Source organism: Vicinamibacterales bacterium, from assembly GCA_036504215.1.
Taxonomy (GTDB): Bacteria; Acidobacteriota; Vicinamibacteria; order Vicinamibacterales; family Fen-181; genus FEN-299.
On record DASXVO010000028.1, the window covers coordinates 1 to 24,467 of the forward strand.

Genomic DNA, 24,467 nt, shown 5'->3' on the forward strand with positions numbered 1-24,467 from the left:
GTCGTGGCGGGTGAGGGGTGGCACCGCGGCGTCATCGGGATCGTGGCGTCCAAACTGGTGGACACGTTCTACCGTCCCGTCGTCGTCATCTCGGTGGAGGGCGGGGTCGGCCACGGATCGTGTCGAAGCATTCCGGCGTTCGACATGCTTGGCGCGCTCGAGGTGTGCGGCCGACACCTCGTGCGGTTCGGCGGCCACCGGCTGGCTGCGGGCCTGACGCTGGAGGCCTCGTCGCTCAACGCGTTTCGCGCCGCCATGCAGGCCCACGGTGATGACCTGCTGGCCCCCGATGACCTTCGTCCGCGCCTGCGGATCGACGCACGCCTCGGACTCGATGAAATCAAGGGGCGGGTGGTCGAGGAAATCGCCTCGCTCGAGCCGTTCGGGCTCGGCAACCCCCGCCCGGTCTTCACCGCCGGCCCCGTCGAGATTGTCGATGGCCCCCGCCGGGTCAAGGAACGCCATCTGAAGATGGCGGTGCGGCAGCGCGGTCGAGTCTTCCGGGCGATGGCCTGGCGCTCGGCGGAACGTGAACCCTTCCTCCTCGAGCACCGGGGGGCACTGGACCTGGCGTTCTCTCTCGCAGAGAATACATTCAACGGTGAGACGCACATCGAGCTGAACCTGGCCGACGTGCGCGCCTCCGAACCCGTGCTGGTCACCTGAATTCGATGACTCCCTGGCAGCGCCGCCTTCGCGTTGGACTTGGCCTCTTCGTCATCGCCTTCGCGGCGATCCTCTTCGTGTCGATCCGGAGACCGGTCGGGCCGGCGCATCCGGACAAGACACGCCGCAACGATCCGAAGGCGGTGACCGAGCAGATCAAGGGCACCATTCTCCTGGCCAAAGGGACGAGTCCCGACTACAAGCTCGATTTCGAGCGCCTCGTGCAGTACGCGGATGGCCGCAGCACGCTCCTCGGCGTGAAAGCGCGGGTCCCGCAGCGAGGCGGCCGTGACTTTCTCGTCACGGCGAAGGAAGGCGAGGTCGTCGGTGAGCAGCCCAAGGTCAATGTGAAGTTGCACGGTTCGGTCGAGTTGACGACGAGCGACGGACTCAAGCTGAACACCGAAGATGCGTCGTATCTCGATGCCGAGGGTGTGGTGCAGATGCCGGGGCCGGTCACCTTCTCGCGCAACCGCATGAGCGGGTCGGCGGTTGGGCTGTCATACGACAAGAACCGGGATACGTTGTGGCTACTCGACAAGGCTGTCATCCAGATCGCGCCGGATGAGAACGGGAAGGACAGTGCGCATGTCGAGGCCGGCGCCGCCGGCCATGCGCGCAGGGACAAGTACATCCGGTTCGAGCGCCACGTGAAGGTTGACCGCGACGGCCAGACGATCGAGGCGGAGGGCGCGGTGGCCTTCCTGACGCCCGACGAGAAGCGGATCCAGATGGTGGAACTCCGGGGAGCGTCGCGTGTCACGGGGAAGGGCGACACGAGTGGCGGGATGAAAGGAATGACGGCCCGCGACATGAATCTGACCTACGGGCCCGATGGAAAGCAGTTGCAGCGGGCGCTGCTCAACGGCGACGGCGTCATCGAACTCGGTGGCGTCGCGGGTCGCGCTGGGCGCCGCCTCGCCGGGCAGTTCGTGGACGTGGCGCTTGGTCCGGACGGCACCACGGTGACCGGGTTGAGCGCGCGGGATCGGGTGCAACTCGACCTGCCTGCCGATGCAGGCACACCTGCGCGACGCATTCGCGGAGGAGCCCTGCAGGCGGCCGGCCAGCCCGGCGTGGGCCTGACGCGGGCGGAGTTCAGCGAGGACGTGGATTTCCAGGAGTCGTCGGCAGCGCCAAAGGCCGGCACCCCGACCGTCGATCCGACACGGGTCGGGAGGGGTGTGTGTTTTCGGGAACCGGCGCCGCCCGCCGGCGTGCGCGTGGCCCGATCCGGGACGCTCGATCTGGCGCTCAAGAACGGCTTCACGACCATCGAGTCGGCGCGCTTCGGGAGGGGCGCGTGCTTCCAGGACTCGGCAATCGTCGGAACCGCGCGCGAGGCACGCTACGGCATGGCCGCCGGATCGCTCAACCTGTCCGGGGCCGACGAGAAGACCGGCCGGCCGCCTCAGGTCAGCGACGAACACGCGACCATCGAGGCCAGCCGAATCGAGATCCTGCTCGATGCGAAGAAGATCACCGCCATCGACTCGGTCAAGAGCGACATGCGCGCCACGAAGCCGGCAACGCCGACAGCCGGTGCGGCACGCGCACAACCGGCCCCGCCTGGCGGCAACGCCCAGACGCACCTGCCGTCGATCCTCAAGGAGGATCAGCCGGTGTCGGCGACCGCCGACAGCTTGGTCTACGACAGCAGCGCGTCACATGCCGTGTACACCGGCCACGCGCAGCTGTGGCAGGGGGACGTGACGATCAAAGCCGATACGATCGTGCTCGACGACCAGAAGGGTGACCTGTCGGCCAGCGGCGCTGTCGTCTCGAAGATGCTCCTCGAACAGGTGAACGACAAGACCAAGGCCAAGGAGCGGGTGCACTCAGTGGCCACCGCGAAGGCCCTCGCCTACGACGACAAGTTGCGGCGCGCGACCTACACGGGTGCGGCCCACCTCACGGGTCCGCAGGGCGACCTCACGGCCGACAGGATCGAACTGTTCCTGAAGGAGAGTGGAAACGAGGTCGATCGGCTCGAGGCGTATGTGAACGTCGCCATGCGGACCCCGGACAATCGGAAGGCGAGCGGCGCGAGACTGACGTACCTGTCCGCCGAGGAGCGGTACGACATGACCGGCCTGCCGGTGCGGATCGAGGAAGAATGTCGCGAAACTATTGGGAAATCTTTGACTTTCTTCAAATCGGCTGATAGGATCATCGTCGACGGCAACGAGGAGAGACGTACCGAAACCAAGGGCGGCGGAAAGTGCCCGGGGCCTCGCTTCGACTGAATGGCCACGCTGCGGACGCTCGAACTCACGAAGTCTTATGGCGGCCGCACAGTCGTCCGCGGCGTGAGCCTTGACGTTGCGTCCGGCGAGGTGGTCGGCCTGCTCGGCCCGAACGGCGCGGGCAAGACCACCACGTTCTACATGACCGTTGGACTCACGGCGCCCGACGCCGGGCGCGTGCTGCTCGACGGCAAGGACGTCACGGACGACCCGATGTACCTGCGGGCGCGGAAGGGGATTGGGTACCTCCCGCAGGAACCTTCGATCTTCCGAGGCCTCACGGTCGAACAGAACATACTCGCGATTCTCGAGACCTTGGCGCTCGACGGCGAGGCGCGCCGCGTCCGCCTCCGGGAACTGCTCGCCGAGTTGAACCTGACCCCGCTGGCAGGCGCGCCGGCCTATACGCTCTCCGGAGGGGAGCGGCGACGGGTCGAGATCACGCGCGCGCTCGTGATATCCCCGCTCTTCATCCTCCTCGACGAACCGTTCGCGGGGATTGACCCGATTGCGGTGGCGGATATCCAGAAGATCATCTTCCATCTGAAGGACCGGGGCATCGGAGTGTTGATCACCGACCACAACGTACGCGAGACGCTGCGCATCACCGACCGGGCGTACATCGTGCACGACGGGGCTATCTTCCGCAGCGGGACCCCGGACAGCCTGGCCGGCGACGAAGACGTGCGGAGGATTTACCTCGGGACCGACTTCAGGTTGGACTAAGATGGATTGGACTCGCGTTGCGGCGGACCGCTAGGCCATGGCTATCCAGCAGAGACTCCACACCAAGCTCGTCCAGAAGCTGATTCTGACGCCATCGCTGCAGCAGGCCATCAAGCTGCTGCCGATGTCCACCCTCGAGCTCGGCGAACTGCTGACCCAGGAGATGGTCGAGAATCCGATGCTCGAGGAGGTCCCGACCGAGGACCTGCAGGCCGCCGAGCCAGCCGCCACGCCCGAGAAGGCCGAAGAGCCGCCCAAGGAGCAGAAGACCGACGCGTGGGACGACCAGGACTACGAGTACTTCTTCGGTGACTACCTGGACGAGGGGTACCGGCCCCGCGCGCAGCAGGAGATCAAGGAGCTGCCGCCGATCGAGAACACGCTCTCGACCACGACGTCGCTCTCGGATCACCTGCTCTGGCAACTCTCGATCAAGTCGGACGACGACGCGGTGCGCGAGATCGGCACGGCCATCATCGGGAACCTCGATGACGACGGATATCTGGTGGCCTCGGTCGACGAGATCGCGGCCATGGGAAGCTGGCCGGTGACCGACGTCGAGAACGCCCTGACGCTCGTGCAGGGCTTCGACCCGATTGGTGTGGCGGCGCGCGATCTGCAGGAGTGTCTCTGGCTGCAGCTTCGACACCTGGGACTCGAAGGCACGCCAACCGAGAAGATCGTCACCGAGCATCTGCGGCTCCTGCAGAACCACCAGGTTCCGGAACTCGCCCGCAAGCTGAGCCTGTCGGTCGAGGAGCTCAAACAGCACATCGCGATCATCCAGCATCTCGACCCGAAGCCGGGCAGCCGGTACAACCGGCCGCAGTCGCAATACGTCACCCCGGACGTGACGGTTGTGAAGGTCGAGGATCAGTACGTGGTCCTGCTCAACGAAGAGGGGCTGCCTCAGCTGCGGATCAGCCCGGCCTACCGCCGCCTCCTCGAGAAGGGATCCGAGAACAGCGACGAGACGCGCGCCTACGTCAAGGACAAGTTCCGATCGGCGTTGTGGCTCATCAAGTCGGTCGAGCAGCGCCAGAAGACGATCTACAAGGTCGCCACGAGCATCATCAACTTCCAGCACGACTTCCTCGACCATGGCATCGAGCACCTTCGCCCGCTGGTGCTGCGCGACGTGGCCAACGACATCGGGATGCACGAGTCGACGGTCAGCCGCGTGGTGACGAACAAGTACATGCACACGCCGCAAGGCGTGTTCGAGATGAAGTTCTTCTTCCACAGCGGCATCAGCAGTTCGTACGGAGAGAGCGTCTCGTCGGTCACGATCAAGCAGCGCATCCGGAAGATCATCGAGAACGAAGACGCGCACAAGCCGCTGAGTGACTCGAAGATCGTGAGCCTGTTGCAGAAGGAAGGGCTCGTCCTGGCTCGTCGCACGATCGCGAAATACCGCGAGGAGCTGAAGATTCCTACTTCCAACCAGCGCAAGGTGCTGTACTGACGGCTGCCTATGCGACTCGAACTGACCGGCCGACACGTCGACATCACTCCGGACCTGCGCAAGCAGGTGGAGAAGAAACTCGCCAAGGTCGATCGTCTGATGAAGGACGGGATTGTCTCCGTCCAGGCGGTACTCGCGCTCGAGCGGTATCGTCACAAGTCGGAAATCACAGTGCACACCAGGGGCGAGCACTTCCTGCACGGCATCGGGGACACCAACAGTTGGGACACGTCGATCAGCGATGCGATCGAGAGGATCACCCAGCAAATCGTCAAAGTGAAGAGCAAGTACCAGGAGCGCAAGCGCCGCGCCACGTCGGCCCGAGTCATGCCGGCCGACGGGGAGCCGGCGCCTACCCGGCCTGCGGGCGCCAAGACGCGCCGGGTGCGTCGCGTGCCGCGATATCCGGTGAAGCCGATGACCGTGGATGAAGCCGCGATGAGCGTGGATTCGGGCGATGACTCGTTCCTCGTCTTCCGCAACGCGACCACCGACTCGATCAACGTCGTGTACCGCCGCAAGGACGGACATCTGGGGCTGATCGAGCCGGAGGGCTGATCCCGGCTGGCCGCCACCCGATGGCCACCGCGATCTCCGGCGTCAGCGTCGGCGCGCTCCTGCGCAGCCGCTCCGAGGCCCTCGGGCTGCCACTCGAGCTCCTCGCGGGCGGCGCGGGCATCGATCGCCGCATCACCAGTCCCCACATCCAGAAGACCGGTCTTGCCCTGGCCGGGTTCGATGCCTACCTGTCGGCGGGGCGCATCTTGATCTTCGGTGAGAGCGAGATCCGGTATCTCGAGAGCCTCGTGTCCTCGTCGCGCGTGGACGCGTTGCGCCGCACGTTCGCGCATGGCATCCCGGCCGTGATGGTCACGGGCGGGTTTGCCGCGCCGGCCGAGCTCGAAATCGAAGCCGAACGGGCCGGCGTCCCGCTGCTGAGCACGCCGGTCCCCACTCCGCTCGCCATCGCCAAGGTGAGCGCGATCCTCGAGGACTCGCTCGCGGAACGGACCATCATGCACGCCGTGCTGATGGACATCCTCGGCCTCGGCGTGCTCATCGTGGGCGAGAGCGGCATCGGCAAGAGCGAGTGCGCCCTGGATCTGATCGTCCGCGGACACCGGCTCGTCGCCGACGACACGGTCGAGATCCGGCGACGGGCGGAGAGCGTGCTCATCGGGACCTGTCCCGAGCTCACGCGCAATCACATGGAGGTCCGCGGCCTCGGCCTCATCAACATCAAGGATCTGTTCGGGGTGGCATCGACCCGCGCATCCAAGCGCGTCGAACTCGTCGTCCAGCTGGAGCGGTGGGAAGTCGGCCGCGAGTACGACCGCCTCGGCCTGGATGTGGCCCACTACGAGATCCTGGGCCTTCCCGTGCCGCTGCTCAGGATGCCCGTCGCGCCCGGGCGCAATGTGTCGATCCTGGTCGAGGTGGCGGCGCGGAACCAGTTGCTGGTATCCAAGGGGCACCACGCGGCGCGCAAGCTGGCCGAGCGTCTCGACCGCCAACTGCTCGACCCGGACCATGAGGACGAGGATGGCGAGCCCGACACCGACGACCGCGCGGAGGGAGAGTCGTGACTGCCGCGATCCGAAAGCACGATGCCGGCCGCACGAGCGGAAGCCGGTTCGTGGTGCTCACCGGCCTGTCCGGCGCGGGCAAGTCGCAGGCGATCCGGGCGCTCGAGGATCTCGGCTACTTCTGCGTGGACAACCTGCCCATCACGTTGATTCCCACGCTCGCCGAGCTGTCCCACCGCGCGGAGAGCGAAATCCCGAAGGTCGCCATCGTCGTGGACGTGCGGGAAGGCGCTTTCCTCTCGCGCTTCCCGAAAGTGCTTCGGAAGCTCCGGTCGAAACGCGGCCTGAAGCCGGCGCTGATCTTCCTCGAGGCCAGCGACAAGGCGTTGGTGCGGCGGTTCAGCGAGACGCGCCGTCCGCACCCGCTGGCCCATGACCGGCCGATCGTCGATGGCATCCGCGAAGAGCGGGAACGCCTCGGTCCGATCCGTGCGCTCGCCGATGTGACCATCGATACGTCCGATCTGACCGTGCACGAGCTGCGCGAAGTCTTCATGACGCTGTCGCGCGGGCGGGAACCGAGGAGCCGGCGGCTCCTGATCACCCTCCTCAGCTTCGGCTTCAAGCACGGGGTGCCAGCGGAGGCAGACCTGGTGTTCGACGTCCGGTGCCTGCCAAATCCGCACTTCGTGCCGGGCCTGCGGGCGCGGACCGGGCGGGATCGCCGCGTCGTGCGCTACATGGAGGAACACGAGGTCACGGTCGACTTCCGGTCGAAGCTGACGGAGTTCCTGCGGTTCGTCGTGCCGCACTACGTAGCGGAAGGGAAGAGCTATCTCACCGTCGCGATTGGCTGCACGGGAGGTCGTCATCGGTCGGTCATGATGGCGGAGGCGCTCAAGCGGGGCCTGGCGGACATGGAAGACGTTCGCCTGCGCGTCCGTCACCGGGACATCGACATCGTCAACGAGTGAGGTTGCCGGCGCGACGTGGCCGTCCGCGTGCGGCGCGGGGCCGCCTGCGGAGAAGCAGAGGAGCAAGCCATGATTGGTGTGGTCGTCGTCACGCACGGACAACTGGCGACCGAGCTGGTCAATGCGGCCGAGACGATTGTCGGCGATCTGCCGCAGTTCGCGGCGGTGTCGATCGGCTGGCACGACGATGTGGATGACGCCCGCGAGGAGATCAAGCAGACCATCGCACGGGTGCAAGGGCCGGAAGGCGTGCTGATCCTGACCGACATGTTCGGCGGGACACCGGCGAACCTGGGTCTGACCTTCCTCGAGACCGATCGCGTGGAGATCATCACCGGCGTGAACCTGCCGATGCTCATCAAGCTCGCCGGCGTGCAGAAACCTGCAACACTGCTCGGCGTCGCCCGCGAGATGCGCGAGCACGGCCGAAACGCCATCTGGGTGGCATCCGACCTCCTCCATTCGGAGAGCCGGACAGCGGACGACAAGACGGAGAAGTGAATGGCCAGGAGCCGGACGTGCGAATCGAGAAGTGAGTCGCGAGAAGTGAGACGGACGGGGCAGGAAACGAGGTGCTGCCCGTATGGTGTCGCGTAGTGTGACGGTTCGCAATCAATTGGGAATGCACGCGCGGGCCGCGGCGCGATTCGTTCATGCGGCGAGCGCCTTCGAGGCCCGTATCCGCGTCGGGCGGGGCACGCGCGTGGTGGACGGCAAGAGCATCATGGGCGTCCTGCTGCTGGCGGCCGCCTGCGGATCCGACATTACCATCTCCGCCGAGGGGGCCGACGAGAGGGCGGCCGTCGAGGCGCTCTGTCTGCTCGTCGAGTCGGGCTTTGGCGAGGGGCCGTGCGCCGCCTGACCGGTATCGCCGTCTCGCCAGGGATCGTGGTCGGACGCGCGGTGCTCCTCAAGCAGAACCCACTGGTCATCCGCTTTCCGATCGGCACCGATCGTGTCGAGGAGGAGATCGCACGCCTCGAGGAGGCGCGCGATCGATCGCGACGCCAACTCCACCAGATCAAGGCTCGAGTGGCAAACGGTCCGGGCGCCGAGCTGAGCTACCTGTTCGAAGCACAGTTGCTCATGATCGACGACCCCATGCTCGTGGCGAGGGCCAGAGATCTCATCGCCTCCGAGCGCGTGAACGCCGAGTGGGCGGTGCAGCATGCGTTCGAGGACCTCTCGCGGATCTTCGACGGGGTCGAGGATGCCTACCTGCGCGAACGCAAGGGTGATGTCGCCGACGTGGTGGGGCGCCTCCGCATGAACCTCGGCCGCGGCCGAGGTCGGGGTCTGGAGCTGTTCCGCGACGTGGACGCCGCATCGGTGCTCATCGCCGACGAACTCACCCCCTCGATGGCCGTCCAGGTGGACTGGCAGAAGATTCTCGGGTTTGCCAGCGACACCGGGAGCCGCACGCACCACACCGCGATCCTCGCCAGGTCCCTGCACGTACCGGCGGTGGTTGGTCTCGGCCAGGCGAGCCAGGCGGTGAAGCCCGGGGTCATGGTCATCATCGACGGCACGGCGGGCGAGATCGTCATCGATCCTCCAGCCGGGATGGTGGAGGCGGTGCGGACACGGGTCGCGGCGGTGTCGGGACTCGCCGGGGCCAGGACCTCGGCGCGGCTGCCGGCCTCGACCGAAACTGCCGACGGGACGCCCATCGGGCTGCAGGCCAATATCGAGTTGCCGGACGATATCGCCACCGCTCGCGCCTACGGCGCCCGGGGCATTGGCCTGTTCCGATCCGAGTTCCTGCTCGCGATGACGCCCGCGGACACGCTGACCGAGGACATCCAGTACGAAGCCTACCGCACGCTGGTCGCGGGCATGGCTCCCGGCGTGGTGACCGTCCGCACGTTCGACGTGGAGGAGGACCAACTCCTGGCGTGGCCTCGTAGCGGGGGTGTCGGCGACCGTTCGGGAGGCAGGGCGCCGGGGCCCTCGCGCGGCCCGATGGGACTGCGCGCCATCAGGCTGAGCCTGGATCGGCGCGACGTCTTCAAGAACCAGCTGCGCGCGCTCCTTCGTGCGAGCCGCCACGGGCGCCTGCGGATCATCTTCCCGTTCGTGTCGGGCGTCGAGGAACTGCGCGAGGCGCGCGCCTTCCTGGTGGAGGCCGCCGAGGAACTGCGGGCACGGGGCGAGGCGCCTGCGGCCCTGCCGCCAGTGGGCGTGATGATCGAGATTCCGTCCGCCGCGATCACCGCCGATGTGCTGGCACGCGAGGCGGACTTCTTCAGCATCGGCACCAACGATCTCATCCAGTATTTGCTGGCCGTGGACCGCACCGATGCCCGCGTGTCACACTTGTACGAACCGCTGCACCCGGCGGTGCTTCGCACGCTGCGAATGATCGTCCGGGCCGCCGCGCGGCACCACCTCCCGGTGTCGTTGTGCGGCGAGATGGCGTCCGATCCGGCGGTGCTGCCGCTGCTCGTCGGAATGGGCCTGACCGACTTCAGCATGAGCCCGGCGGCGTTGCCGCTGGCCCGACAGGTCATCGGTGGCCTCCGCCTCGCCGACGCCCGTCGCCTCGTGGCGCGCGTGATGCGCCTCACGACTGGGGCGGAGATCGAGCGATATCTTGCGCGCGCCAGGGGCGGGATGCCGGCCCGCCCCGTTTCACCGGGCAGCGAGTCCGGTACTGGAGGCTCGGGTGACGACGAGTGACATCACGAAGGTCGACAAGCCCTGGGGCTACGAGTTGCACTGGGCGAAGACGGATCGCTACGTGGGCAAGATCCTGCACATCACCGCCGGGCACGCGCTCAGCCTCCAGTATCACAATCGGAAGGAGGAGACGATTCTGCTGTGGTCGGGCCTGCTGGCCTTCGAGATCGAACGGAACGGATCGCTGATCCGCACCGAGATGAAGCCGGGCGACAGGATCCACGTCGCCCCGAAGACGGTTCATCGCATGACCGCCATCGAAGACTGCGATCTCTTCGAGGTCTCGACGCCAGAAATCGACGATGTGGTGAGGTTGGAGGATCGCTACGGGCGGGAGGATGCGCAGAAAACGTGAGCTGGCGCACGTCGAGCACGGCTCGAGCCATGCTCCATCCGGCGATCCAGGGCCCCGGAGAAAGTGGTCGGAGCAGGCCGCGAGACCTGCTCCCCGGCATGGGCACTGGCTCGGTGGCTTCGTCTTCTGAGGTCTCGGCGACCTCTGTGTCGACCGCCAGACACTGCGTTGGCAAATCCGACGTTCTAGAACGGCACCTCATCGTCCGCCGGCAGCCCGGCACCCAGGTCGGCGCCGGCGCCGGCGCCGGCGTGCTCGTGGGACACCTCGCGCTCGCCGGTCTGGCTGCGGCCGCCGCCCCCGCCACCGAGCAGCACCACCCGGTTCGCGATGACCTCGGTCGTCGTCCGTTTGTTGCCTTCCTTGTCGTCCCAGCTGCGGGTCCGCAGCCGGCCTTCGACGTAGACCTGCTTGCCCTTGCGGAGATACTCGTTCACCGATTCAGCCTGCTTGCCCATCAGGGACACGCGATGCCACTCGGTCTCCTCGCGGCGATTGCCGTCCTTGTCCTTGAAGACCTCGGTGGTGGCCAGACTGAAGTTCGCCACGGGCGTGCCGCCACCGGTATAACGCAGTTCGGCGTCCCTGCCCAGATTGCCCACGAGGATGACCCGGTTCACGGTGCCCATCGCAAAGTCCTTTCGAATGTCGTTTCACGAACGCCGAGTGGAAGAGCCGCCGTCTGCCGTCAGGGCTGGCTGGTTCCGGGTACTCGACGCGTCAACTGCTCGAGTCGCTGCCGGGCCAGTCGCCCGGCGTCCGAGTTCGGGTAGTTCTTCACCACGAACTCCCAGCTTTCGCGGGCCCGCTCCGTCTGGCCGAGCGCGTTCAGCGCGAGCCCCCGCTTGTAGTACATGTCGGGGATCCGCTTGCTGTTCGGATAGTCCGCGACGCCCCGGTCGTACGCCGACGCCGCCTCGCGGAACATGCCTTGCTGATAGTAGCTCTCCCCGATGTAGTACTGCGCGTCACCCGCCTGCTCGGATCGCGGGAAGGTTCGAATGTAGTTCTCGAATCCGGAGACGGCGAGATTGTACTGACCACCGGCGTAGTCCGCCCAGGCCATGTCGTAGAGCCGCTGCGGCGAGATGCCGGGGTTCACGGCCTGCGACGGCGGATTCTGCCCGGCAGGCGCCACCTGCCCGCCCGCAGGCGGCTGATCGCCGGCCGGCGTCACCGTCGGCGTGCCACCTCCACCGGGCATCGCCATCCGCAGCGCCTCGAGTTCCTGCGAGAGCGAGCTGATTCGGACGTTGTTGTCGTCCACCTTCTCGCGCACGACCCGCACGTCGGTCGAGATCGTGTCCACGAGCAGCTTCTGGTCGGCGAACGCCTTCCGCGTCGTGCCGTTCTGTTCGTCCAGCTTCGTGGCAATCGTCCGGAGCGCATCAGTGAGCGCCGCGAGCCGTACCTGCAGCAGTTGCGTCTGCTCCTGCAGCATCCGGATGTCCGCCATCATCTGCTGGTGTTCCTTGTTGGCCGCCAGCGCGGGAAAGGACATCGCCGGAATCAACAGCGCGCCGACGACAACGCGCAGCAAAACGTGTCGAGCCATACGTGTAACCCTGATCCGCGCTATTTCTGCGTGATCACGAAATGATCCCGTCGGTTCTTCGCCCAGGCGTCTTCCGAGTGCCCGGGATCGAACGGGAACTCCTTGCCATAACTCACCGTGCGCAGCCGGTCGGCGGCGATGCCGAGGGACACGAGATACGTCCGCGCCGCCACGGCGCGCCGTTCGCCGAGCGCAAGATTGTACTCCGCGGTTCCCCGCTCGTCGCAGTGGCCCTCGACCGTGACGATCCATGTCGGGTACTTCTTGAGCAGGTCCGCGTTGCCGTCGAGCCGCTTTTGGCCGTCAGACGAGATCTCCGCGCTGTCGTACTCGAAGAAGACGGGCTTGAGCGGGGAGTCCTTGTTCAGATCGTCGAGCGACCGCGACGACATGCTCGCTTCCTTGATGGGCGAGGGCGCCACGACCGTTGGTTCCGTCACTGGTTCGGGCGGCGCCGGCGGCTTGACCGGGGACGCTGGCACGGCGGTGGCCGGCGGCGGGGGAGGCGGGACCGGACGGGCGACCGGCGGCACCTTCTTGTGGCACCCACCGGCGGCCAGCATCAGCACGGCCACGAGCACGAGCAAAGCGGGGACGCCCCATCGAGTTCGCATGTTCTCTCCTCTAGATTACTGCTTCGACCAGTCCGGCGTCTGGTTGTTTCCGACCTTCGTGACTTGCCTCAGGTCCTTGCCCGTGCGCTCGATCGTGTAGATCTGGCGCTTGCCTGCTCGGGTGGAGCTGAATGCCAGGTGTCGGCCGTTCGGAGCATAGGCCGGGCTCTCGTTGCTGCCCTCGCCGAAGGTCAACTGGCGACGCTCGCCGCTGGCCAGGTCCAACACCTTGATGTCGTATCCCGGGCCGGTCCGCGAGGAATACGCAATCTCGTTGTAGGGTGCCGGCGACCAGGTGGGACGGTCGCAATACGATTCCGACGTCTTCCTCACCAGGTTCAGGCCGTCCACGCCAACCACGTAGATCTGCGGCGAACCGGAGCGGTCGGACGTGAAGGCGATCTGCGTGCCTGTCGGGGACCAGGTCGGCGTCACGTCGCTCGACGGGTGGTTCGTCAGCCGTCGCACGCCGGATCCGTCACGGTTCATGACGTAGATCTCGGGGTTGCCGTCGCGGGTCGACATGAACGCAATCCGAGTCCCGTCGGGCGACCAGACCGGCAGGAAGTTCTCTCCCTGCCCCTTGGTCGGGTTCTCGATCGTTCCCTGGTAGATTGACGACACGAAGATGTCGGGGCTCCCGCGCCGGTACGACGTGTACGCGAGCGCGCGGCTGTCGGGCGACCAGGCCGGATTGATGTTCAGACTGCGATTCACGGTCACGCGCCGCTGGTTGGCTCCGTCGTAATCAGCGATGTAGATCTCCTTCACGCTGCGGGGCTCGACCGTGCCGCCGACGCGCTCACCGTCCCGATCCGACACGAACGCGAGCTTCGTGCGCGCCACGCCCCTCAGGCCAAGCTGCTCCTGGAATACTTCGTCCGCGATCGTGTGCGCGTAGAGCCGGGGGTTCGCAGCAGACCCCGTGTACTCGCGTCCGAACACGGACTGACGCTCGCGCACCTTGTACATCTTCGCCTCGACCCGGATGGCGTCGCCCACTTTCTGCACGGTACCGATGATCAGACCATCCGCGCCGAGTTCGCGCCACCGATCGAAGGGCACGTCGGTCAGCGAACGCGCCGCCGGAATCGTCCCGTAGGTGTCGCGCGGGATCATGTCGAACTCCCGCTCGAAGCTCAGGTCGTCCCAGAGCACCTGGCCCATCGTCTTCGCCGCCTCGACCGTCTCCGCGTCGGTCGTCAGCGCCACGAAGTCGGGCACCGCAAAGCGCGGGGGCGCCCCTGGCTCGCCGGTGATCTGCACCGCGATCTGGCCTTGCTGCGGCGGCACGGGATTCTGCGCGGGCGGCTGCTGGGGAACCGCCAGCACAACGGCCGCGCACCCGGCCACGAGGATGAAGAGCGTCGAGAGGTTCTTTCGCAGCATCAGCGTCTGTATTTGAACGTCAAGTGAACCGTCAGGGCCGGCTCGGTGTACGCCGCCGGCAGCGGCGGCAGTTGACGCAGCAGTTGCAGCGCCCGCTGCGCCGTCAGGTCGAGCGCCAGTGAACCGCTCGACTGTTCCGCCTCGATCGACGTGATACGTCCGTCGCGCAAGATCGTGAACCGGATCACGGTGGTGCCCACCACCTGCTGCTGCGAGTTCCAGTTCTCGCCGACCCGCCGGACCATCGTCTGAATGTAGTCCGGGCAGCAGAAGTTGCCGATGTCGAACCCGCCGCCAGTGCCGCCGCCGCCCGTCGACAGGCCGATCCCAAGGCCCGCAACGCCCGTGTCCGCAAGGCTCGAGCCGAACTTCTCCTGCGGGCCGGTGACCGGAATCCTTCCTCGCGCCCCCTCCGGCGCCGTCTTGATCTCCGGCTGCGGCTTCTCTGGCGCCTTGGTCGCCACGGCCTTCGTCTTCACCTTCGGCGACGGCACGGGCAGCGTCATCTCCGGCGTCTTCGCCGCAGGCGGGCGCACCGCCTGCGGCCGCGACGGCGGCTCGGACACCGCCGCCTGCACCGGGCGGCCGCCCATCGGATTCGCGCCGCCGTTCATCGGCCCCATACCGCTGCCCAGGCTGATCGACATCACGACGGCCGGCGTATGCTGCTGCACACGCCCCAGCCAGTGCCCGGGGCCGAACAGCAGCATCGCGATGATCCCACCGTGCAGCACGAGCGAGAACCCGACCATCCGCGAGAGGCCCCGCGGGTCGTGTTCGCGATCGAGCAGGACGGCGGTCACCGGTTCCATCGCACGTGCCCTACCTTTGATCCGGCCACTTCGCCACGATGCCGACCTTCTCGACGCCGCCTTCCTTCAGCTTGTCCATCACGCTGATCAAGTCCTGCACGCTCAATCCGGCATCGCTCTGCAGGAAGACCTGATGGTCGGCCTTCCCAACCATCGCCTGGCGGATTCGCTCCTGCAGGATCTCGAGGCGCACCGGCTCGTCGCCCAGATGCACGAGGTGATCGTTCCGGAAGGAGAGGGGCACGCTCACGAATATCCGTTGGTCGTTGATCTCCTGTGCACGCCGCGCCGAGGGAAGGTTCACGTCGAGGCCGCGCTGGAGCATCGGGGCCGTCACCATGAAGATGATCAGCAGCACCAGCATCACGTCCACCAGCGGGACGACGTTGATCTCGTTCAGTGAGGACACGACCCGCCGCGTCCGTGCCCGCCCGCTGCCGGCGCCGGTCTCGATCGCTTGAACCTTCGGCATCGTCCTACGTGAAATTCCGCTCGGCGATGTTCAGGAACTCGAGCGCGAAGTCGTCCATCTGCGTCGCGAACAGCTTCACGCGGTGCGCGAGGTGATTGTAGAAATAGACGGCGGGAATCGCGGCGAACAACCCCGCAGCCGTCGCGATCAGCGCTTCGGCAATTCCGGGCGCCACGACCGCGAGGCTCGTCGACGCCGTCTGGCCGATGCTGTCGAACGCGGAGATGATGCCCCACACCGTGCCGAACAAGCCGATGAACGGCGTGATGCTGGCCGTCGTGGCGAGGAACGGCACCCGGCTCTCGAGCTTGTTGATCTCCACGCTCGATGCGCGAAGGAGCGCCCGATCGAGCGCCACGATGCTCTTCAGCGTTGGGCGCGCCGGCGCGCTCCCAGGGGCGAGCGTCTGAGCCGTCACCGACACCGAGGGCGGCTGGCGAAGCTGGCTGTTCAACTCCGCGTACCCTGACTGGAAGAGGCCCACGAGCGGACTGTCGCCGAGCGTCTTGCAGACCGCATGCACCTCGGAGAACTTGCTGCTCTTGCGGAAGACGTCGAGGAACGTGCCGGACTGGCGCTCGGAGCGCCGGAACGACCACAGCTTGAAGAGGATGATGCCCCAGGAGGCGATCGAAAAGAGGATCAGGATCAGGAGGACGCCCTGAGCGATCGGACTGGAGCGGGCAACCAGACGGAACACATTCCCGCCCAGGCCGCCCTCGGGCGCGGCAGCGCCTTGCACCTGGAGTGCAAGCGCCAGGTATCCAAGCGTGCGCAAGCAGGCCTCCGCTTCATGGTTGACGCGCCGCTGGGACAGCGCAGATACGCTAGCGTAGCACGCGTCAAAATGGCTGTCAAATGTATGATATCATTGCGGTTCCCGGCTTTTCTCCCTGGTCCTCGCGGGGACACGCATGCTCCGATTCCTCGACATCCGCAACCTGGCCGTCATCGAGGCGGTCGAGATCGAGTTCGGCGAGGGACTCAACGTCCTCACCGGCGAAACCGGCGCTGGCAAGTCCATCCTCATCGAGGCGGTCGGCCTGCTCCTCGGCGAGCGCGCCTCGCCCGATCTGGTCAGAACCGGAGAAGACTGCGCCACAGTCCAGGCGGTCTTCGACGGCGAGGATGGCGATGACCTGATCATCAGACGCGAGGTGACCACCCAAGGCCGGAGCCGCGCGTTCGTCAACGGAAGCCTGGTCACCGCCGCCGCCCTGCGCGAACTGGGCGCTCGCCTGGTGGACCTCCACGGTCAGCACGAGCACCAGGCGCTCCTCGATCCGGAGTGCCACCTCGATCTGCTCGACCGGTTCGGCGCCGTCGAGTCCCAACGGCGCGAGACCGAGGAGGCGTTCGCCCGGCTCCAGGCCGCACGCTCCACGCTCAACGAAGCCAGGCAACAGGAACGGCAGCGGGCGTCCCGTCTCGAGCTGATCGACTTCCAGCTCAACGAGCTCGAGCGCATTCAGCCGAAGCCGGGCGAGGACGACGAATTGTCCGCGCTTCGAATGCTGCTGTCCAGCGCCGAGCGCGTTCGACGCCTGGCCGACGAGAGCTACGCCATCCTCTACGATCGCGACGACGCGGTCCTGGCGGGGCTCGGCCAGGTGTGGCGCCGGGTGGGTGAGTTGGCGTCGCTCGATGCCCGGTTCGCTCCGTATGTCGAGAGCCGCGACAGCATCAAGTCACAGTTGGACGATCTGGCGACGTTCCTGCGCGGGTACGCGGCCAGCATCGATACCTCGCCGGCAAGACTGCAGGAGGTCGAGGACCGCCTGGCCACCCTCGAGCGGTTGAAGCGAAAGCACGGCCCGACGCTGTCGGACGCGATCGCGACACAGACGGCCCTGCGGACCGAACGCGCGTTGCTCGAGTCGATCGCGGAACGGATGCCTGAAATTGAGAAGGAAGTGGCAGACGCAACCAGCCAATTCAGCGCGACCGCATCGCGCCTTTCCAGCCTCAGGCGGCCGGCCGCGGCGACGTTTGCTCACGATCTGGAGCGACAACTGGCGGACCTCGCCATGGAACACACCCGATTCGAGGTGCGGTTCAACCCCCAGCCGCTGGCACAGGATCGATGGGTGAGCCGGGGCATCGACTCCGCCGAGTTCTACGTCTCACCTAATCCTGGCGAAGACCTCCGTCCCCTCACTCGCATCGTCTCGGGTGGGGAGATGTCGCGTATTATGCTGGGAATAAAGACGTTAGCGTCATTGGACCAACCGGGGAAGTCGTTGGTGTTCGATGAGGTGGACGCAGGGATCGGGGGAAGGGTCGCGGATGCGGTCGGGAGCAAGCTTCAGGCGCTCGGACAGGCCTTCCAGGTTCTGTGCATCACCCACTTGCCGCAGATTGCCGCCTATGGCACGCGCCACTTTCGGATCCAGAAAGAGGTCCGCGGCGGACGCACGACGACTCGGGTCGAGTCACTCGACGCGGCCGGCCGTGAGGACGAACTGGCTCGGATGATCGGCGGGGTAGCGATCTCCTCTGCGGCACGCCAAAGCGCACGGGAGTTGCTTCGGACTCGGCAGGTCGGCACCAGAGAGGCGAAAGGCGAAAGCGCAGACCATGCGAAAGGCGAAAGCGAAACCTCACAGGCGAAGGGACGGAGGCGGTAGGCAGGATGGCACGCAAGTACCTGATTGAAACGTTTGGCTGCCAGATGAACTTCCACGACTCGGAGCGGATGGCAGGGCTGCTCGAGCAGGCGGGCTATGAGTCAACCGGCGACGCGCTGGATGCCGATGTCGTCGTGCTGAACACCTGCAGCGTCCGGGAACATGCCGCCGAGAAAATCTTCTCGCGACTCGGCGAGCTCCGCGTCCAGGGCGAGGAGACGGGCCATCGTCCGCTCATTGCCGTGGCGGGCTGCGTCGCCCAGCAGGAGGGCGAGAGACTGCTGAAGCGCGCACCCTACGTGGACGTGATTGTCGGCACCCAGGCGGCCCGACAGTTGCCCGTCCTGGTGGATCGGGCCTCCGTCACGGGCCGGACGGCGATCGACCTCAACCCCTATGAAGACGTCAGCTTCCCTCTGGGCATCGTCAGGCGATCGGACGCCGTGCGTGCGTGGGTGACCATTCTCGAGGGCTGCAACGACCACTGCAGCTTTTGCGTGGTGCCGTACACTCGAGGCCAGGAACGGATGCGCCCGAAGGCTGATATCCTGGCCGACATCCGGGAGGCTGTCGAGTCAGGCCACCGGGAGGTTCAACTCCTCGGGCAGATCGTGAATCACTACCAGGCACCGGACGATCCGACCTGTGACTTCCCGGCACTTCTCGAGGCCGTCAACGACGTGGCCGGCGTCGAACGCATCCGGTTCGCCAGCCCGCATCCGCGCCACGTCTCGCCCCGACTCATCGACGCCATCAGGGACCTGCCGAAGGTCTGCAAGCACCTGCATCTCCCCGTGCAGTCGGGCTCGACACGAATGCTCGAAGCGATGCGTCGGCGCCACACCCGCGACCAGTACCTCGAACTCGTCGCTAGGGTCCGGCAAGCAATCCCTCGGATCGCCTTGTCCACGGACGTGATCGTCGGATTCCCCGGGGAAACCGATCGTGATTTCGACGACACCCTGATGCTGGCCGAGGAAGTCAGGTTCCACTCGATGTTCGCCTTCAAATACTCCGAACGGCCGAACACGCTCGCCGCCAAGCGCATGAAAGACGATGTGTCGGAGGCGGAGAAGGGGAGGCGATTGACCGCCATCCTGGATCTCCAGCGGCGGATACAGTCAACGCTGCACGAAGCGATGGTCGGCACGACGTGCGACGTGCTGGTTGACTCGAGGAGCCGGCGACGCAGTCATGAGTTGGCGGGTCGCACCAGCGGCAATACGGTCGTCAATTTTCCGGGCCAGGCCGACTGGGTGGGGCGGACCCTTCCGGTGACGATCCTCAGAGCGGGGCCCAACAGTCTCTGGGGTGAAGTGACGATATCCCCTGACGGGCAGTTCGCATGACACGCTGCTCGAAGCAGCGTTGACAGCGCCGCGACTGGCGCCTACGTTGTACGCGCCTGAGACGCGACGCCGGCTGGGCCTTTGGAGACTCCATGCAGATCGAGATGACCATCAAGGGGCTCATGGTTGACCCCATCACGAACATGCCGATCATCATCCTCCGGGACGGAGACGGGCAGCGGGTTCTGCCGATTTGGGTCGGCATCTTCGAGGCGAATGCGATCGCGCTTCAGATGGAGAACGTGGCAACGCCGAGGCCGATGACCCACGATCTGCTTCGAAACATCATCCAGGATCTGAACGGGAACGTCACGAAGATCGTGGTGTCCGACCTGCGCGACAATACGTTTTACGCGCTGATCTACGTTCAGAACGGCAGCGACACGGTCGCCATCGACGCCCGCCCGAGCGACGCGATTGCCCTGGCGCTTCGAACGCAGGCTCCTATCTTCGTCGAGGAAACCGTGATCGACAATGCGAAGGGCATCGACTTCAGCACGGACAAGGGCGACACCGAGCGCCTGCAAAAGTGGCTCGAGAGCCTGGACCCCGAGGAACTGGGCAAGTACAAGATGTAGAAGGTCTTCGGCCCCGAGTTGTCCGCCCGGCGCGGCCGGTGGCGTGGGTGTGCGCCGCCGCACCTTACGTATTGCAATTGACAGTTCAGCTCCCCGTTCCTAGAATAGCGAAGCCCACCGGGTCCTCGACTGCGCACACCCGTCTACTGAACGCCACCCATGATCCTTGCGATTGCAAACCAGAAGGGCGGGGTCGGAAAGACCACGACCGCAATCAATCTCAGCGCGGCGCTGTCGCTGCGCGGCTACAAGACGCTTCTCGTCGACCTCGATCCGCAGGCCAACAGCACGATGTCCTACCTCGACATCAGGGGCGTCTCGCGGAGCCTGTATGACGCGCTCGTCGAGGACAACTGTGCCATCGCCGACATCATCCTCCCGTCTCCCGTCGAGAAACTATCAATCCTTCCGTCGCGCATCGGACTGGCCAAGTTGGAGGCGAAGCTGGTGGGGGAGATGGATGCGCATTTCCGGTTGAAGGACAGGCTCGAGCCTGTGACCAAGACACAGGACATCATTGTCATCGACTGTCCGCCGGCACTCGGCCTCCTGACCGTCAACGCGCTCGTTGCCGCGACGCATTTAGTGATCCCCATTCAGTCATCGTATTTTGCCCTGGAGGGTACTGACGATCTGCTCGAGACGGTGGAAAAGGTGCGCAGTCGTGCGAATCCGGCGCTCGAAATCATGGGGGTTCTGATCACGATGCACGACAAGCGGACGTCCCTGGCGCGCGACATCCGGGCGCAGATCCAGAAGGTCTTCGGCGCCAAGGTATTCAATACCGTGATTACCAAGAGCGTTCGGCTCGAAGAGAGTCCGGCGTACAAGGAATCCATCTTCACCTTCGCGCCTGACTCCAGCGGCGCGACCGAGTATTACACGCTGTCCGAGGAGGTAATGGATCGTGTCTAGGCGAGGGCTCCCTGAAACGGTACGCATGCGTCACGATGAGCACTACGTCGAGACGCTGACCGCGTCTGCCGGATCTCCCATTGGACGGGTCGTCGCCATCGAGCAGATCGATCCCAACCCCTCGCAGCCCAGGCAGATGATGGGCGATCTCTCCGAGCTCATCGCCTCGATTTCCGAGAAGGGGATCCTCGAACCGTTACTGGTCAGGCAGAGAGGGGATCGCTATCAAATCGTGGCGGGTGAGCGTCGATACCAGGCCGCGGTCCAGGCTGGCCTCAACGAGCTCCCGGTCGTCCTGCGCGACGCCGATGACACCGAGGTGATCGAGTTGGCCCTGGTCGAGAACCTCCAGAGGAAGGACCTGACGGCGTTCGAGGAGGCGGACGCGCTTCAGGGACTCGTGCAGGGCTGCGCCTACACGCACGAAGACCTTGCCAGGCGCCTGAGCCGTTCGCGAACCTCGATTACCGAGTCGCTCTCACTCACGAAGATGCCAGAGGATGTGCGAAACCTTTGTCGGCTGGCCGACATTTCGTCTAAGTCTTTGCTTCTAGAGATAGTTAGGCAATCAGACCATCAGAAAATGATGGCGTTGGTCGAGCGAATCGCCTCGAGGCAATCCACCCGCGAGGACGTGCGGAGGGAGACGGCCAAGCCGAAGGCTGCGCGTCCAGGCAGACCCGCCCCGTTCACATTCAACTACAAGCCACCAACGAAGGCCTTTTCGCTACAACTCAGGTTCCGCAAGGGTTCGGTTGAGCGGCAGGAGATTATTGAGACCCTCGAGAACATCCTGCTCGAGCTGCGCCAGGCGGAGTAGCGAGCTGCGCCAGACGGAGCAGCGGATGGAGTCCATCGGCCCCAGACCGAAGCGTCTCGTGGCCTCCTTGGTATCGCAAGTTAACATAACATACATTATCAGACACGATTTAAAACACGCCCAGATTGCCCCTGTGCATATCTTGCGGATCCTTCACCCTCACCGTCCGCCCCAATCCTCACCTGATTCCAGCCCCGCCCGCCGCCATCCATAACGCGCCGGCGCCCGTGCCCGGCGACTGTGTTATCGTGTTCCCGCGCTCATGTTCCGGATCATCGACCGCTACGTCGTCCGCGAAATCCTGCCGCCCACGCTCCTGGCGCTCCTCGTCTTCACCTTCATGCTGATGATGGGGCCCATCGACCGCGTCGCCCAGGCCCTCCTCGCCAAGGGCGTCGCCGTCCCCGTCATCGGCCGCATGCTCCTGCTGCTGGTCCCGCAGGCCCTCGCCGTCACCATCCCGATGGCGTTCCTCCTGGGACTCCTCGTCGCATTCGGCCGTCTGTCCGGCGACAGCGAATGGACCGCCATGCAGGCGTGCGGCGTGAACCTCGCAAAGCTGCTCCAGCCCGTCCTGGCACTCGGGCTGGTCTGCTGGGCGGCCACGCAGTGGGTCCTCGTCGTGGCGGTTCCCTGGTGCAACCAATCGTTCCGCGAGCTGGAATACGGAGTCGTCGCCGCCCGCGTGGAAAGCGAAATCAAGCCGCGTGTCTTCTTCGAGGACTTCCCCGGCCTGGTCCTGTACGCCCGCGACGTCGCACAGGGGGTCCCTGGTTGGATCGATGTGTTCGTTGCCGAAACCGGTCAGCCTGGGCCGCCCGTCGTCTCGGTCGCCCGCCATGGCCGGATGCTCATCGACCGCGAGCATCGGAAGATCGAAATGGTGCTGGAGGATGGCATCAGTCACAAGCTCGGCACCGATGCGACCGGCCAGGACCGTTACGACGCCAACAGCTTCCAGAGCCTCATCCGGGACCTGGACCCCAAGCAGGTGTTCCCTCAGGACCGCCCGCAGAAGGGCGAGGCCGAGATGACCGTCGCGGAACTGCGCAAGATGGCGGCAGAACTTCGTCGCGAGGGACGCCCGGCCGATCGGCCCGAGATCTACATCCACCAGAAATTCTCGATTCCAGTTGCCTGCCTGGTGTTCGCCTTCATGGGCCTCGGTCTCGGCGTGAGCACGAGCCGCGGTGGCAAGCTGGCGGCGTTCGCCCTCGGAACGGGAGTGATCTTCGCCTACTACGTGGTGATGTATGCGGGGCGTGCAATGTCCATCGGCGGATTGATGCCGGGCTGGCTTGCCGCATGGCTGCCCAACATCGTGCTCGGCCCCCTGGCCCTTCTCATCGTCGTCGGGCGCACCCGCTCCTCCGGGCGAGGCCTGCGGTTCTCCCTCCCGTCTGCCGCGCGCCCCAACGACGAGAACGACCGCCCGGCGGTTGCTCACTCCCCTGCGGGCCAGGCGGCGGCGCGGGTCATCCTCGTCGTGAAGGTGCCTCAGCTGGGCCTGCCGCGCCCCGGCATTCTCGATCGCTACCTCTCGAAGATGTATCTCCGCGTCCAGGCGCTGACGTTCGTCAGCCTGCTCGGGATCTTCTACATCTCGACGTTCATCGACCTGTCCGACAAGCTGTTCAAGGGCAAGACCACGGCGGACGTGATGCTGCGGTACTTCTATTTCCAGACGCCGCAGTTCATCTACTACGTCCTGCCCATTTCGGTCCTTCTCGCCAGTCTGGTCACCATTGGCGCGATCACCAGGAGCAGCGAGCTGGTGGTCATGAAGGCCTGCGGGATCAGTCTCTATCGCATCGCGGTGCCGCTCCTGGCGTTTGGCGCGGCCGCGAGCGTGCTGCTGTTTGCGCTCGAGGAGCATCTGCTCGCCCACTCGAATCGCCAGGCGCAGGAACTCGAGCACCTGATTCGCATCGGCACCGTGCGAAGTTCGGGGATGCTGAACCGTCGATGGGTCGTCGGGCGCAACGGCGAGATCTACCACTACCTGTTCTTCGACGCGCGCCGGGCCGAGCTCCGCGAGTTGTCCAAGTTCGAATTCGACCGAAAGACCTGGCGGCTGTCTCGCGTCACCTACGTCAGCGCAGCCCGATTCGTGCCCTCGTCTGCGGTGGCGGACGGGAGCGTCGGGACCTGGATCGCCGACCGCGGTTCAGTCCGGGAGCTCGATGCCCGCGGCGACCCCCGGACGTTCTCAGCTTTCACGCACCGCTCGCTGACGATGGAGCCGCCCGACTACTTCGGGACCGAGCAGCCGGAGGCGGACAGGATGACCTACGGTGAGCTGAGGCAGTACATCGAGGAGATGCGGTCGGCCGGCCTCAATGTCGTTCAACCGCTCGTCGGCCTCCACCGGAAACTGTCCTTTCCCTTCGTCACCATCATCATGACGCTGCTGGCGGTCCCCTTTGCCGTGACGACTGGCCGGCGCGGCGCCCTCTACGGCGTGGGCGTCGGCATCGTGCTGGCTCTCGTGTATTGGACCGCCAACAACATGTTCGGCGTCGTCGGAGTCGCGGGGATGATCTCGCCCGCCCTGGCCGCGTGGGCTCCAAATCTGCTGTTCGGCGCGAGCGCCGCCTACCTGCTGCTGACTGTCAGAACATAGCCTGCCGTGGTGGCGTCCCCGAGGGGCCTGCGGAGGTGCGGGCGTCGCCGGTTAATACGAAGCGCTTCGTAGAAAG

24 protein-coding genes are annotated in these 24,467 nt (G+C 65.7%); 17 read left to right on the forward strand and 7 right to left on the reverse strand.

What is annotated here, in order from left to right; translation table 11 throughout:
* From VGK32_06445 to VGK32_06495, 11 genes are all read left to right on the forward strand, one after another.
* Positions 1–666 (forward strand): DHHA1 domain-containing protein (locus VGK32_06445; protein HEY3381388.1); only part of this gene is annotated, 666 nt, incomplete at its 5' end.
* 5 nt (positions 667–671) lie between these two features.
* Entirely contained in the window at positions 672–2,912 is a 2,241-nt protein-coding gene (locus tag VGK32_06450) for an LptA/OstA family protein (protein HEY3381389.1), read from the forward strand.
* On the forward strand, positions 2,913–3,638 hold the full coding sequence (gene lptB, locus VGK32_06455) for an LPS export ABC transporter ATP-binding protein (GenBank protein ID HEY3381390.1): 726 nt from the start codon (positions 2,913–2,915) through the stop codon (positions 3,636–3,638).
* 37 nt (positions 3,639–3,675) lie between these two features.
* Entirely contained in the window at positions 3,676–5,103 is a 1,428-nt protein-coding gene (rpoN, locus tag VGK32_06460; protein ID HEY3381391.1) for an RNA polymerase factor sigma-54, read from the forward strand.
* A gap of 9 nt (positions 5,104–5,112) precedes the next feature.
* Positions 5,113–5,661, forward strand: coding sequence for a ribosome-associated translation inhibitor RaiA (gene raiA, locus VGK32_06465; GenBank protein ID HEY3381392.1), 549 nt, complete (start codon positions 5,113–5,115; stop codon positions 5,659–5,661).
* Between the two features lie 20 nt (positions 5,662–5,681).
* Positions 5,682–6,689 (forward strand): HPr(Ser) kinase/phosphatase, encoded by a 1,008-nt coding sequence (hprK, locus tag VGK32_06470; GenBank protein ID HEY3381393.1) that lies wholly within the window; start codon positions 5,682–5,684, stop codon positions 6,687–6,689.
* The gene (rapZ, locus tag VGK32_06475) at positions 6,686–7,603 is read left to right on the forward strand and encodes an RNase adapter RapZ (protein HEY3381394.1); all 918 of its coding nucleotides are present in this window, start codon (positions 6,686–6,688) and stop codon (positions 7,601–7,603) included. Before hprK ends, rapZ begins: the two co-directional genes overlap by 4 nt.
* Before the next feature lie 69 nt (positions 7,604–7,672).
* Positions 7,673–8,104 (forward strand): PTS sugar transporter subunit IIA, encoded by a 432-nt coding sequence (locus VGK32_06480; GenBank protein ID HEY3381395.1) that lies wholly within the window; start codon positions 7,673–7,675, stop codon positions 8,102–8,104.
* 82 nt (positions 8,105–8,186) lie between these two features.
* Entirely contained in the window at positions 8,187–8,465 is a 279-nt protein-coding gene (locus VGK32_06485; protein ID HEY3381396.1) for an HPr family phosphocarrier protein, read from the forward strand.
* Entirely contained in the window at positions 8,453–10,282 is a 1,830-nt protein-coding gene (gene ptsP / locus VGK32_06490; GenBank protein HEY3381397.1) for a phosphoenolpyruvate--protein phosphotransferase, read from the forward strand. The genes VGK32_06485 and ptsP overlap by 13 nt, the downstream gene beginning before the upstream one ends.
* Positions 10,269–10,637 (forward strand): hypothetical protein, encoded by a 369-nt coding sequence (locus VGK32_06495; GenBank protein HEY3381398.1) that lies wholly within the window; start codon positions 10,269–10,271, stop codon positions 10,635–10,637. Before ptsP ends, VGK32_06495 begins: the two co-directional genes overlap by 14 nt.
* A gap of 185 nt (positions 10,638–10,822) precedes the next feature.
* Here the strand turns inward: VGK32_06495 and VGK32_06500 are convergent, their stop codons facing one another.
* The 7 genes from VGK32_06500 to VGK32_06530 are packed head-to-tail and all read right to left on the reverse strand — an operon-like array spanning position 10,823 to position 16,257.
* A complete protein-coding gene (locus tag VGK32_06500) occupies positions 10,823–11,266 on the reverse strand; it encodes a single-stranded DNA-binding protein (protein ID HEY3381399.1) in 444 nt (147 codons plus the stop codon).
* A 59-nt stretch (positions 11,267–11,325) separates the two neighbouring features.
* On the reverse strand, positions 11,326–12,192 hold the full coding sequence (gene ybgF / locus VGK32_06505; GenBank protein HEY3381400.1) for a tol-pal system protein YbgF: 867 nt from the start codon (positions 12,190–12,192) through the stop codon (positions 11,326–11,328).
* Positions 12,193–12,212: 20 nt separating this feature from the next.
* On the reverse strand, positions 12,213–12,806 hold the full coding sequence (gene pal, locus VGK32_06510; protein ID HEY3381401.1) for a peptidoglycan-associated lipoprotein Pal: 594 nt from the start codon (positions 12,804–12,806) through the stop codon (positions 12,213–12,215).
* A gap of 15 nt (positions 12,807–12,821) precedes the next feature.
* Positions 12,822–14,195, reverse strand: coding sequence for a Tol-Pal system beta propeller repeat protein TolB (gene tolB, locus VGK32_06515; protein HEY3381402.1), 1,374 nt, complete (start codon positions 14,193–14,195; stop codon positions 12,822–12,824).
* Positions 14,195–15,007 carry a TonB family protein gene (locus VGK32_06520; protein ID HEY3381403.1) on the reverse strand — a complete coding sequence of 271 codons (813 nt, stop codon included), beginning with the start codon at positions 15,005–15,007 and terminating at the stop codon, positions 14,195–14,197. Before VGK32_06520 ends, tolB begins: the two co-directional genes overlap by 1 nt.
* A 10-nt stretch (positions 15,008–15,017) precedes the next feature.
* Entirely contained in the window at positions 15,018–15,479 is a 462-nt protein-coding gene (locus VGK32_06525; GenBank protein HEY3381404.1) for a biopolymer transporter ExbD, read from the reverse strand.
* Positions 15,480–15,483: 4 nt separating this feature from the next.
* Positions 15,484–16,257: a MotA/TolQ/ExbB proton channel family protein gene (locus VGK32_06530; GenBank protein HEY3381405.1), complete on the reverse strand. Its 774-nt coding sequence runs from the start codon at positions 16,255–16,257 to the stop codon at positions 15,484–15,486.
* A gap of 136 nt (positions 16,258–16,393) precedes the next feature.
* On the opposite strand from VGK32_06530, the gene recN reads away from it, so the two are divergent.
* The 6 genes from recN (at position 16,394) to VGK32_06560 (ending at position 24,391) form a co-directional block, all read left to right on the forward strand.
* Entirely contained in the window at positions 16,394–18,106 is a 1,713-nt protein-coding gene (gene recN, locus VGK32_06535; protein HEY3381406.1) for a DNA repair protein RecN, read from the forward strand.
* Positions 18,107–18,111: 5 nt separating this feature from the next.
* The gene (gene miaB, locus VGK32_06540) at positions 18,112–19,455 is read left to right on the forward strand and encodes a tRNA (N6-isopentenyl adenosine(37)-C2)-methylthiotransferase MiaB (GenBank protein HEY3381407.1); all 1,344 of its coding nucleotides are present in this window, start codon (positions 18,112–18,114) and stop codon (positions 19,453–19,455) included.
* A gap of 92 nt (positions 19,456–19,547) precedes the next feature.
* Complete coding sequence (locus tag VGK32_06545; GenBank protein ID HEY3381408.1) at positions 19,548–20,033, forward strand: bifunctional nuclease family protein; 486 nt, start codon at positions 19,548–19,550, stop codon at positions 20,031–20,033.
* 159 nt (positions 20,034–20,192) lie between these two features.
* Complete coding sequence (locus VGK32_06550) at positions 20,193–20,948, forward strand: ParA family protein (GenBank protein ID HEY3381409.1); 756 nt, start codon at positions 20,193–20,195, stop codon at positions 20,946–20,948.
* 25 nt (positions 20,949–20,973) lie between these two features.
* Positions 20,974–21,768 (forward strand): ParB/RepB/Spo0J family partition protein, encoded by a 795-nt coding sequence (locus VGK32_06555; protein ID HEY3381410.1) that lies wholly within the window; start codon positions 20,974–20,976, stop codon positions 21,766–21,768.
* 262 nt (positions 21,769–22,030) lie between these two features.
* Positions 22,031–24,391 carry an LptF/LptG family permease gene (locus VGK32_06560; GenBank protein ID HEY3381411.1) on the forward strand — a complete coding sequence of 787 codons (2,361 nt, stop codon included), beginning with the start codon at positions 22,031–22,033 and terminating at the stop codon, positions 24,389–24,391.
* Positions 24,392–24,467: the final 76 nt, after the last annotated feature.

Coding starts and splice junctions, on each gene's coding strand:
- VGK32_06500 (HEY3381399.1), bottom strand. CDS start 11,266: ATGGGCACCGTGAACCGGGTCATCCTCGTGGGCAATCTGGGCAGGGAC.
- ybgF (HEY3381400.1), bottom strand. CDS start 12,192: ATGGCTCGACACGTTTTGCTGCGCGTTGTCGTCGGCGCGCTGTTGATT.
- hprK (HEY3381393.1), top strand. CDS start 5,682: ATGGCCACCGCGATCTCCGGCGTCAGCGTCGGCGCGCTCCTGCGCAGC.
- VGK32_06550 (HEY3381409.1), top strand. CDS start 20,193: ATGATCCTTGCGATTGCAAACCAGAAGGGCGGGGTCGGAAAGACCACG.
- VGK32_06545 (HEY3381408.1), top strand. CDS start 19,548: ATGCAGATCGAGATGACCATCAAGGGGCTCATGGTTGACCCCATCACG.
- VGK32_06485 (HEY3381396.1), top strand. CDS start 8,187: ATGGTGTCGCGTAGTGTGACGGTTCGCAATCAATTGGGAATGCACGCG.
- miaB (HEY3381407.1), top strand. CDS start 18,112: ATGGCACGCAAGTACCTGATTGAAACGTTTGGCTGCCAGATGAACTTC.
- VGK32_06520 (HEY3381403.1), bottom strand. CDS start 15,007: ATGGAACCGGTGACCGCCGTCCTGCTCGATCGCGAACACGACCCGCGG.
- VGK32_06560 (HEY3381411.1), top strand. CDS start 22,031: ATGTTCCGGATCATCGACCGCTACGTCGTCCGCGAAATCCTGCCGCCC.
- rpoN (HEY3381391.1), top strand. CDS start 3,676: ATGGCTATCCAGCAGAGACTCCACACCAAGCTCGTCCAGAAGCTGATT.
- recN (HEY3381406.1), top strand. CDS start 16,394: ATGCTCCGATTCCTCGACATCCGCAACCTGGCCGTCATCGAGGCGGTC.
- VGK32_06555 (HEY3381410.1), top strand. CDS start 20,974: ATGCGTCACGATGAGCACTACGTCGAGACGCTGACCGCGTCTGCCGGA.
- VGK32_06450 (HEY3381389.1), top strand. CDS start 672: ATGACTCCCTGGCAGCGCCGCCTTCGCGTTGGACTTGGCCTCTTCGTC.
- lptB (HEY3381390.1), top strand. CDS start 2,913: ATGGCCACGCTGCGGACGCTCGAACTCACGAAGTCTTATGGCGGCCGC.
- VGK32_06525 (HEY3381404.1), bottom strand. CDS start 15,479: ATGCCGAAGGTTCAAGCGATCGAGACCGGCGCCGGCAGCGGGCGGGCA.
- pal (HEY3381401.1), bottom strand. CDS start 12,806: ATGCGAACTCGATGGGGCGTCCCCGCTTTGCTCGTGCTCGTGGCCGTG.
- raiA (HEY3381392.1), top strand. CDS start 5,113: ATGCGACTCGAACTGACCGGCCGACACGTCGACATCACTCCGGACCTG.
- tolB (HEY3381402.1), bottom strand. CDS start 14,195: ATGCTGCGAAAGAACCTCTCGACGCTCTTCATCCTCGTGGCCGGGTGC.
- VGK32_06480 (HEY3381395.1), top strand. CDS start 7,673: ATGATTGGTGTGGTCGTCGTCACGCACGGACAACTGGCGACCGAGCTG.